The 9,847-nt window shown below is 67.7% G+C and carries 8 protein-coding genes; 4 read left to right on the top strand and 4 right to left on the bottom strand.

The genetic code is table 11. The features are described 5' to 3' along the window. Positions 1-213 precede the first annotated feature (213 nt). Together ACIBJI_RS41630 and ACIBJI_RS41625 are read left to right on the top strand one after the other, a co-directional pair. Positions 214-888, top strand: a complete 675-nt coding sequence (locus ACIBJI_RS41630) for a hypothetical protein (RefSeq protein WP_397088682.1) — start codon at positions 214-216, stop codon at positions 886-888. After that, a complete protein-coding gene (locus ACIBJI_RS41625) occupies positions 885-1,667 on the top strand; it encodes a site-2 protease family protein (protein WP_396960505.1) in 783 nt (260 codons plus the stop codon). The genes ACIBJI_RS41630 and ACIBJI_RS41625 overlap by 4 nt, the downstream gene beginning before the upstream one ends. Before the next feature lie 281 nt (positions 1,668-1,948). Here ACIBJI_RS41625 and ACIBJI_RS41620 read toward each other — a convergent pair whose 3' ends face one another. The 3 genes from ACIBJI_RS41620 to ACIBJI_RS41610 all read right to left on the bottom strand — a co-directional run bounded on the left by ACIBJI_RS41620 (position 1,949) and on the right by ACIBJI_RS41610 (position 4,345). Continuing rightward, complete coding sequence (locus ACIBJI_RS41620) at positions 1,949-3,124, bottom strand: aromatic acid exporter family protein (protein ID WP_397088678.1); 1,176 nt, start codon at positions 3,122-3,124, stop codon at positions 1,949-1,951. 30 nt (positions 3,125-3,154) lie between these two features. Further along, positions 3,155-3,604 (bottom strand): DUF3151 domain-containing protein, encoded by a 450-nt coding sequence (locus tag ACIBJI_RS41615; protein ID WP_364358892.1) that lies wholly within the window; start codon positions 3,602-3,604, stop codon positions 3,155-3,157. Positions 3,605-3,793: 189 nt separating this feature from the next. Further along, positions 3,794-4,345: a hypothetical protein gene (locus ACIBJI_RS41610; protein WP_397088676.1), complete on the bottom strand. Its 552-nt coding sequence runs from the start codon at positions 4,343-4,345 to the stop codon at positions 3,794-3,796. Positions 4,346-5,417: 1,072 nt separating this feature from the next. On the opposite strand from ACIBJI_RS41610, the gene ACIBJI_RS41605 reads away from it, so the two are divergent. Then, complete coding sequence (locus tag ACIBJI_RS41605) at positions 5,418-6,950, top strand: hypothetical protein (RefSeq protein WP_397088674.1); 1,533 nt, start codon at positions 5,418-5,420, stop codon at positions 6,948-6,950. A gap of 115 nt (positions 6,951-7,065) precedes the next feature. Beyond that, positions 7,066-8,130: a fused (3R)-hydroxyacyl-ACP dehydratase subunits HadA/HadB gene (locus tag ACIBJI_RS41600; RefSeq protein WP_364358883.1), complete on the top strand. Its 1,065-nt coding sequence runs from the start codon at positions 7,066-7,068 to the stop codon at positions 8,128-8,130. 10 nt (positions 8,131-8,140) lie between these two features. Here the strand turns inward: ACIBJI_RS41600 and ACIBJI_RS41595 are convergent, their stop codons facing one another. Beyond that, the gene (locus ACIBJI_RS41595) at positions 8,141-9,589 is read right to left on the bottom strand and encodes a DUF4185 domain-containing protein (RefSeq protein WP_364358880.1); all 1,449 of its coding nucleotides are present in this window, start codon (positions 9,587-9,589) and stop codon (positions 8,141-8,143) included. Positions 9,590-9,847 lie beyond the last annotated feature (258 nt).

Below are 9,847 nucleotides of genomic sequence, written 5' to 3'. Positions count from 1 at the left end.
GGCCCGCCCCGTCGGCGGCCCCCCCGGGCCCCCCCCCCCCCCCCGCCCCCCCCCCCCCCCCCCCCCCCCCCCCCCCACACCAGGGGGCCGCGAACACGCGGCGCCCGCGCCGCCAAAAACACAGCTATGGTTGCGAGGCACTGGCGGACCGAGCAGGGGGTCCGCCGATAGGTGGCGAGGGTGACCGACGGGTTGTCGGCCGAACCGAGGAGGGTGTACGGCAGTTTGAGTACCCACGTTCTCCGTTGCGACGGCGCACCGGTACCCATCGCCCTCGCGTCGCTGCCGCTTTCGCAGACGACTGCCATCCCGGAAAACAGCGTCATCGATGAGCTATTGCCTGTCCTGGCCGCCGATAGCCTGCCCCGGCTGATCGTGCTCGGCGACGACGCCGCCTTGGCCTCCGTGCTGACCCATCTGATGCGGACCGAGCGGCTGCATGTGGAGATCGGGTATGTGCCCGTCGACAAGACCTACGGTTCGCGCGCCTACCAGACCGGCACCGGCAATGCCGCCGCCAAACGGGCGGTGGAGGGCCGGGCCGTCGAAACTCCGCTGATTCGCGACGACACCGGAACCGTGCTGGTCGGTCGGGCCGAGATCACCGGGCCCGGCGGCGAGAAGCTCGAGGGCGAGGCCTATGTGGATGACGCGCAGTTGTTCTCCGGCAAGGTCAGCGCGATGGTCGTCTCTCCGATGCTGGATTTGCCGGGGGTGCGGGCGAGCGTGCAGAAGAACATCATCCGCAGGCGGCGCTGGCTGGAGGGTCGGGCCGCGCAACTCGGCACGCCGGGGGCCGTGGTGACAAGGGACGGCATCGCCAACGATCGGGTGCTGCCGCGCTCGTCGTTCTATCGGCATCACGAAAACTGGCTGCTGGTGCGATGACGGTTCCGTTCTCGAGGGATCGCCGCCTGGGTGCCGTGCGGCCGAGCCCGATATTCCTGCTGGTGATCGCGGTCGCGGTGGCCGGTGGTGTGCTGGCGTGGGATGCCGATCCGCAGTCGACGCGGGCGAAGTTCGGGGTATTTCTGCTCGTCGTATTCGGCTGGATCGTCACGCTGTGTCTGCACGAATTCGCGCATGCGTACACGGCGTGGCGGGCGGGCGATCGCGAGGTGGAGTTGCGGGGTTATCTCACGCTGAATCCGCTGAAGTACAGCCATCCGCTGCTTTCGATCGTGTTGCCGATGGTGTTCATCGCGCTCGGCGGTATCGGCTTGCCGGGCGGTGCGGTGTACGTGCACACGCATAACGTCAGCGCGCGCATGCAGCGGATCATCAGCGGTGCCGGACCCGCGGTGAATGCGGTGTGCGCGGTGCTGTTGCTGGTGGTCGTGCGGTTCTTCGGCAGTGACACTTCACATCGCGCGTTCTGGTACGGCCTGAGCTTTCTGGCGTTTCTGCAAATCACCGCAACGCTTTTGAACATTCTCCCGGTGCCCGGGTTGGACGGGTACGGCGTGGTGGAGCCGTCGCTGAGCTATCAGACCCGGCGGGCGCTCGATCAGTTCAAGCCGTTCGGAATGCTGATCCTGTTCGCGCTGCTGTTCACGCCGTCGATCAACAAGGTGTTCTTCGATGCGGTGTACTCGCTGTACGAATTGTCCGGGGTCGATGCGGACTGGTCACGCTACGGCAGCTGGTTGACCCGGTTCTGGACCTAGCCGATATCCGGTCGCCCGGTCCGACCTCCCGGACCGGGCGACCTCTTCGCGCGACCTCACCCGCCCGGCCACCACACCATATGGCCGGTGGGCGGTTAGCCGTCGGGCGAAGCGTCCCAACCGCGCTACCCCTCGTAACCGCGGTTGCCTCTCGAGCCTATGAGCGTGGGCGTGGGCGAACACGAGTAGCGGACTACGTGAAGATCATGATTCGGTGCCCGAGACCGAGCACGCCGTCCCGCAGCGGCGGGAATATGTCCGAAATCCGCTGAGTAGTCGGCTCAATTCTCCGGCGGCACATGCGGATTCGGGACCGTCGGGGGCAGCAGGGCCATGGCCGAGATGCGCTGCATGCCGCAGACTTGCATTAGATCGACCAGCATCGAGCGCATCTGCGCGAAGACCACATGGGCCGAAAGTCCTGCGCCCTCAACGAGTTCCGGTCGCGCGGCCTTTGCGATACCGCGCAGCACCCTGGCGGCCTCGGCTTGGTCCGGCTGCTGCCCGGGATCGGCGAGCATCATCCGGCGCACCACCTCGACGGCTTGGGCGAGGCGCTCCAGTCCCTCGATCAGTCGGGGATCGAGGATTTCGTCGTCCTGGACCAGTGTGAGAGAACGACGTAGCAGCACCCTCGTATTGCGGACGGCATTGTCGAGCGGATCGGCGGTGGCGCGGATGCGATCGAGACGCTGGCGGTAATTCCAATAGAGCGGGGAGATCCGGCTGATCTCGCGGCCACCCTCCAGGGTGGAGCGCAGACCATCGATCTGGGGCTGGGTGGCGCGGGCCGCCGCCAGGGACGTGCGAATCTTCTCCGGATCCTGTTCGAGCAGGCCGTCGGCACATTCGTGCAGCGACTTCGCCAGCACCGCAAGGACTTCCGCGGCTTGCTCGCGGGCCCGGCGCACCGGATGCAGCGGTATCGATGCGACAACGACAACGCCGACCAACCCACCGATGAGCGCGTCGATCATGCGCGAGAAGCCGCCGCCCGCCGAAGGCGGCAGCAAGGTGGCGACCAGCACCGCCGAACCGGCGGCCTGCATGGTGATGATCGAACCGCCGTCCAGGAATACCGCCAGGGCCATGGCCACCGCGACGACGAAGGCGATCTGCCAGACGCCGGTGCCCGCGCGGGTGATGAACAGGTCGCCGATGCCGATGCCGACCGCGACGCCGACCACCAACTCCACCGACCTGCGCAGCCGGGCGCCGAACGAAATGCCGATCGAGACAACCGCCGCGGTCGGCGCGAAAAAGGGCTGGGTGTGCCCGACTATTTTGTGCGCGATAAACCAGGCCAGCGCCGCGCCGACCGCGCACTGCAGAATCGGCAGCGCGGACAGTCGCAATCGCGCCCACGAGCTGCGCAGCTTCTGCATGCTGCTGGCGCGGGCGACGCCAACAGGGGAATTGGGGTCGAGCCCGCCCGTTGCCCGACCACCACCCCTCATCGAATCGCTACGTGATGCCGCAATCACTACTTAGTCGAGGCCCAGCTCACCTGCGGCGCGCGGGTCGCAGTCTTCCAGCAGGTCGAGGCAGCGTGCGTACTCTGCGGTCTCGCCGACCGCCCTTGCCGCTCTGGCAAGTGCGGCGACACAGCGCAGGAAACCACGATTGGGTTCGTGGCTCCACGGCACCGGACCGAAACCCTTCCAGCCATTGCGGCGCAATAGGTCCAGGCCGCGGTGGTAGCCGGTGCGCGCGAACGCGTACGCGGCGACGATGTCGTGATTGACCACCTGAGTATCGCCATCCGCCCCGCCGCGCTCCAACGCGGCCTCCGCGAGATGGGCCCAGGCGATCGAAGCTGCCGGATGCGCGGCCGCGACCTGCACCGGATCGGCGTTGTTCAGCAGCGCCTCCTCCGCATCGGAGTCTTCGGGCAGGAGTACCGGTTGCGGTCCGAGCAAGTCACCGAACGAGGTCATGCGGTTCATTGTGCACTGCGCGCGCGTGCTGCGCCGCCACGGCGTTCCCTGGCTGGGCCGCCGCTGCTGCCCACCCGCCGCTGTCGAGCGGGGCAGAGCGGCCACTGGGCAGGGGAACCCTCACAGTCGACCGAATTGCTGGCTAGGCTGGCCGTCGAGTTCAAACTGTTCCGCCCGACCGAGGGGTTATTAGGTGTCCGACCCGAACGACGAGAAGAGCCCGGCACGAAATCCCGGCCGCCCCGCCGCAGCGGCCGACCCGCGCCCGGCCACGCCCACGGACCGGAAACCCGCATCGTCCACCGAGTCAACGGGATCGGGCGCACCCTCGCGCCCCGGTCCCGCCGCAGGCACCTCGTCGGGAGCCGGGGCCGGCGCGAAGGACGGCGCAGCAGACGCGACCCGACCGTTCCCGTCATCGTCAGGGCCCGGCTCGTCGGGGTCCAACGCACCCTCGGGAACCGGGAAAGCCGCCGGCGAGCGCGGACCAGCGGCTCCTACTCGGCCGATTCCGTCGCCATCGTTGCCGAAGCAGCCGCCCACCGGTGCCGGACAGTCCGGCGGGTCGGGTGCGGCAACCGGGGACATCGCCGCGCTCGGGAAGCCTGCTGCCCCGGGCCAGCCAGGCGGAGTGGTCAATGCACCGTCGTCACCATCCGCCCCGGGCGGCGCGGGCAAACGAAATAGCGGCACCGCCTCGCCTGCTCCCGCGCCGGGCAACACAGCCGATCTCGGCGCCACGGACCAACGCGGTAGCGGCGAATCCGCTCGAACTCCGAACGCCGCCTCAAAGCAGGGCGGCACAAGCCAGCGAGGTAGCGGCACCGCACCGTCCGCTTCCGCGCCGGGCAACGCAAGTCGGCCGGGCGGTACTGGCCCACAAGGTGGCAGCGCAAACTCATCTACTCCCGCGCCGAGCAATGCAGCCAAGCCGAGCGGCGGGAGCCAACAAGATGGCGGCACCGCACCGTCTGTTTCCTCGCCAGGCAACGCAACCAGGCCGGGCAACGCAACCGGGCCAAGCGGCACAGCCCAACGAGATGGCGGCACCGCCTCGCCTACTCCCGCGCCGGGCAACACATCCAAGCCGAGCGGCGGGAGCCAACAAGGTGGCGGCGCAGCCTCATCCGCTCGAACACCAACCGCCGCACCGAGGCCAGGCGGCGCAAGCCAACGAGGCAGCGGCCCAGCCTCATCTACTCCTACACCGGGCAACATAGCCAACCTCGGCGCCACGGGCCAACGAGGTAGCGGCGCATCCGCTCGAACTCCGAGCGCCACCCCCAAGCAGGACGGCACAAGCCAGCGAGGTAGCGGCCCAGCCTCATCTGTTCCTGCGCCGGGCAGCGCAACCAAGCCCGGCGGCGCGGGCACACAAGGTGGCAGCCCGACCTCATCTACTCCCGCGCCGAGCAATGCAGCCAAGCCGAGCGGTACCGGCCACCGAGATAGCGGCCCCGCCGAACCTGCTCGCGCGCCGGAAGGCGGGAGCCAACAAGGTAGCGGCGCAGCCCCATCCGCCCAAACGCCGAGCGGCGCACCCGGGCCCGCCGACGCGAGCCAGCGGGATAGCGGCCCGGCCTCATCTACTCCCACCGCGGGCGGCGCAACCCGCCCTGGCGGTGTGACCCAGCAAGGTGGCGGCGCAAACGTCTCCGGCGGCGCGGGCCAACGAGGTGGCGGCGCGGCCGCATCTGCTCCGACGCCGGGCAACGGGCCGAGCCGTACAACCGGGCCGAGCGGCCCAGGCCAGCGAGATAGCGGCCCCGCCCGACCTGCTCCTGCGGCCGGCGGAACTACCAGGCCGGGCGGCGTGGACCCGCGGGGTAGCGGCGCGGTCTCGTCCGCACCCGCTGCTGCGAAGCCGGGCGCAGTTGCCGGTTCGGGGCAGCCCGGGGGTACCGCGGCGAATTCCGAAGGGAAGACTGCGGAGATCTCGCGTGGTGATGTCGTAGACAAGGGAAAGTCGGGCCCGGCGAAGGCGCCGGGTGCGGGGTCGCCTGGCCAGCCGACGCCAGCTGGTGGGTCCGGCCGGGCGGGCAGTACCGCCTCCGGGCAGAACGCACCGACGGTCGTGATCAAACGGGGCGGTCCCGCAGCCCAGGGTGCCGGCGGTACAGCGAAGTCTGCTGCGGCCGGCGGAACTGCCGCGGCGGCCGCCGAAGGATCCGCCGCAGGCGAGGCCGAAGCAGTAGCCGACAAGTCCGCCGGATCGGCCGCTGCCGAATCGACTACTCGGCCGACGGGAGCTACGCCACCGGCCGAAGGCACTGCATCACCGGGTGACACTCCCGCATCCGCTGCGGAAACCGCTGTGATTCAGCGGGATTCGGATGCGGCAAAGGCCACGGCACCAGACGACAAGGTCGACGATTCCGCAGGTGCGGATGCGGCGACCATGGTGATGCGACGGGTCGACCCGAAGGCAAAGAGTCCGGCTGTGGCTCCGCCGCAACCGGAACCGGATTTGGCGGGTGCGGACGACAAGACCGTCGCAATGCCGGTGATTTCGAAGCTGGATGCCGAGCAGACCGTCGCATTGCCGATTCAGAAGCCAGTCGATAAGAACGCCACGGAGCGGATGCGCGATGCCGGGACCAAGCCCGGTACCGACCGGGTCGTCGCGCCCGCGGCGCGGCCCGGGCCGATCACCAAGCCGCCGAGCACCCCGCGTCCTGCGGCCGGTCCGAAACAGGCTGGGGCGCAAGGGCCTTCGCAGAGTGGGCCCGGCGTAGAGGAGACCGCACCGTCGGCGCCGCGCGGTCCCGGCCGGCCAAGTCAGGTCGCGTCGGCCCCGTCACCTGCCGATACCCAGCAGACTCGCCCCGCTCAGCCGGTCAACGGACCGCGGCCGATGGCCCAGCCGCAACGAATCACCCCGCCTGATCAGCAACCGCCGGCCGAGCGTTCGAAGCGCTGGTTGTTCATCGGGGCGGCCGCGGTTGCGCTCATCGCGGTGATCGGGCTCGCGGTCGTGCTCGTCGGGAATCGGGGCGACAACTCCCCGGAGGCCAAGGTGCGCGCCACCATCACCGATTACACCGCGGCGCTGGAATCCGGCGATCTCGGGGCGCTGCGCAACACCACCTGCGGGCAGCTGCACGACTTCTATCAGAACATTGCGGCGGACCAGTTCGCGGGCGTGCATCAGCTGTCGATGGATCGCAAGAACATCCCGGTGGTGGCGAGCGTCGATACGATCAAGGTCACCGATAAAACGGCGATCGCGCAGGCCACCGTGTACACCGATGCGGATCCGACGAAGCGCTCGGCGAGGACTTTCGATTTGGAGCAGACCGCCGACGGTTGGAAGGTCTGTGATCCGCCGAGCGCTGGGACGCCCTAGTCGAAGGCAGCGCCGAGTCGAGCAGGACATATCCAAAAGGTAAGCCCTCTAACCGGTAGCGAACGTCACACTCACCTGGTCATCAGACCGGTTCGCCAGTAGCATGGCCCGGATCATGGTCAGGGAGCAGACAATCGAAAAGCCGGAAATCGAAGCGGTCGAACAGACAGCCACGGCGGCGGGACGCCGGTTCCGGGTGCGCGAACACTATTCGGTCGGCCGGGAAAAAATCCGTGAGTTCGCCCGCGCGACGCAGAGTCGCCACGGTGCGCATTACTCCGAACCCGATGCGCTCGAGCTCGGTTACGACGGCATCATTGCGCCGCCGACCTTCGCCTCGGTCATCGGCATCAATGCGACCAGGGTCCTGCTGGATACGGTACTCACCGAATACGACCTGTCCCAGATTCTGCAGACCGACCAGGTCTTCGAGCTCACCCGCCCGATCCTGGCGGGCGACCAGCTCAGCACCGAGATCGTGATCGACTCGATCCGCCAGTTCGGCGATAACGACTTCATCCTGGTGACGTTCTCGCTGACCAATCAGCACGGCGAGATCGTGCAATCGGGTTCGACCACCATCGTGGCGCGCCGCGGTGTCGAGGTGGATCCGAATATCGCGGCCGCCGTCGAGAACATCATGATGCACGCGCGCCCGGTCACCATCGGTGACATCACTAGGCCGGATCCGCTGGTCGCGTTGTCCGCGGATGCTCCCGCCCCCGGGCAGCCCGCAGTGCGCAGCGCTTCGGTGCGCTCCCTCCCGGAGTTCGACCGACTAGCCGTCGGCGATCAACTCCCGCCCGAGACCGCACAGGTGACGCGCGGTGATCTGGCCAACTATGCGGGGGTTTCGGGCGATCCCAACCCGATTCACTTCAGCGAGCGCGCGGCCCAGTTGGCCGGACTGCCGACCGTGGTGGCACACGGCATGCTGACCATGAGCCTGGCGGGTGATTACCTGACCTCTTGGCTCGGTGATCCGACGGCCATCGAGAAGTTCAGCGTGCGGTTCTCCGGATTCGTTCCGGTGAGCGCCGAGGCGCCGAGTTCCGTCGAATTCAGCGGGCGGATCAAATCGCTCGATCCGCGCCGACGGACCGCCACCATCGTGCTCGCGGGTAGTTCGGAGGGCCGCAAACTCTTCGGCCGGGCCATCGCCGAGGTTCGCTTCGCCTAGCGATGCAACCTCATTCGATGGTCGCGTGCACGAGATAGACGTTGTAGTCGCTCCAGGTCGAAATATTGAAGTACAGGTCCGAACCCGAGGACCAGGGGTGGATGAATCCGCCGTACAGCTCGGGATATTCGCGCGCTGTCACCGTCGGCGCGCCATCGGACCACACCCCCTGCGGTGAATCCGCTTCGCGGACCACCAGTGCCACTTTCGCGGTATCCAAATAGCTCATCTGCCAGACGTTTCGGGAGGTGTCGAAGCGCACCGACAACTCACCTACGGGCGCGTCGACGATCGGGCTCGCGGAGCCGAATCCGCCTACCGGAGTCCAGTTTCCGTCGCTCCAGTACTGATAGGCGGTGGTATTGAGGAGCTGATCCTTCGGCACTCGCGCCAGTCCCACCGAGCCGAGCCGGGTATTCGGCGTGCCGAACATGTAGACGTAATCGCCCTGCGGAACCATCGCGCTCACTTGGAAATTCGCTAGTCCGAAGATATTGTCCCAGCGCGCGTAGGGGTCTTTGGTCCAGGTCTGACCGTGATCATCGGAATAGGCGATGCCGCCGTAATTGGTGAAGAACGTTCCCGGAATGCTGTTCCAGGTGCGAATCGACATATAGCTCAGGTACTGCCGCGCACCGAGTGCGAATCCGGAGGTCGGAATGGTGGTGACCTCGACATTGTCGAGTTTGCGGCTGGCGAGCACCTCGGCCGCGTGGCAGCGGTCGTCGGTCACCATCCGGTCGTAGGTCATGCCGTCGGTGAGATCGCGATCGGTGCTGAATGCGAGCACATTGCTGCGCCAATCCAATCCCATCCCACCAGGTGGATGGAAGCCGCGTCCGACGGTGTCGCCGAAGGCGGTCGCGATCTCGCCCGGCGCGCTCTCCCACATGATGCCGAGATCGGTGCCATCCACCTGCCAGCGCTTATCGGTGCGATTGACCGAATTCGCGCCGGTCTGCTTGGCCACCTCGGTGACCGTGCTGATCCGGGGCGTCGGCCGCACCGCCGACAACGGGGCGGGTTCGATCGACGGATCGACGCGCGGCGGAGGCGGCGGCACCTGACCGGCATCCGGTCCCGGTCCCGGAATCGCGAAGTGGAAAGGCTTGGGGCTCAACAGAATTTCCGGAATGCCGAGTTGGCTCGCCGGACTCGGTGGCGGTGCCTGTGCATCGGTGAGATCCGGGCACGGATTCACACAGGGATCCGACGGCAACTCCAGCTCCGTGCGAACCGGCGCGGGTTCGGCCGAAGACGGCGGCAGCACGGTGATCACCGGATACGGAATCGGCACTTCGAGCGTCTTGGGCACCAGGCCCACATGCGTCGCAGGCGGATCCGTGACACACGGACCGGCCACCGGTCCGGCCGGCGCGGCACCGGCGGGTCGCGCCGCACACATCACCCCGGCCGCACACACGACCGCACCGAACACCACCACCCACCGCCGAGTCATCCGCATCCCCTTGATATCTCGCGCGAAACGGAAACCCGTCCACGCCGCATCGACGCACCGCATGATGCCGCGCGACCAGCGCCCGACCCTACCCGGTTCGCCCCCTGTGCCTCGTCAGACTTACCGAATCGTCCATGTGCCGCACGGATATCCAGAATTAACAGGAAACTCCTGCTTCATTTCCGGGACCGCGGCCCGCCGCCCTGCTACCGTCCACGGCACGACAACTCGTGTCGGGGTGAGTAGCCGTCCACCGGA

It is taken from the genome of Nocardia sp. NPDC050408, assembly GCF_044458905.1.
Taxonomy (GTDB): Bacteria; Actinomycetota; Actinomycetes; order Mycobacteriales; family Mycobacteriaceae; genus Nocardia.
Note: the sequence above shows the minus strand (reverse complement) of the source record. Positions and strands in the feature narration are given on the sequence as shown.

Coding starts and splice junctions, on each gene's coding strand:
- ACIBJI_RS41625 (WP_396960505.1), top strand. CDS start 885: ATGACGGTTCCGTTCTCGAGGGATCGCCGCCTGGGTGCCGTGCGGCCG.
- ACIBJI_RS41620 (WP_397088678.1), bottom strand. CDS start 3,124: ATGAGGGGTGGTGGTCGGGCAACGGGCGGGCTCGACCCCAATTCCCCT.
- ACIBJI_RS41595 (WP_364358880.1), bottom strand. CDS start 9,589: ATGACTCGGCGGTGGGTGGTGGTGTTCGGTGCGGTCGTGTGTGCGGCC.
- ACIBJI_RS41600 (WP_364358883.1), top strand. CDS start 7,066: ATGGTCAGGGAGCAGACAATCGAAAAGCCGGAAATCGAAGCGGTCGAA.
- ACIBJI_RS41615 (WP_364358892.1), bottom strand. CDS start 3,604: ATGACCTCGTTCGGTGACTTGCTCGGACCGCAACCGGTACTCCTGCCC.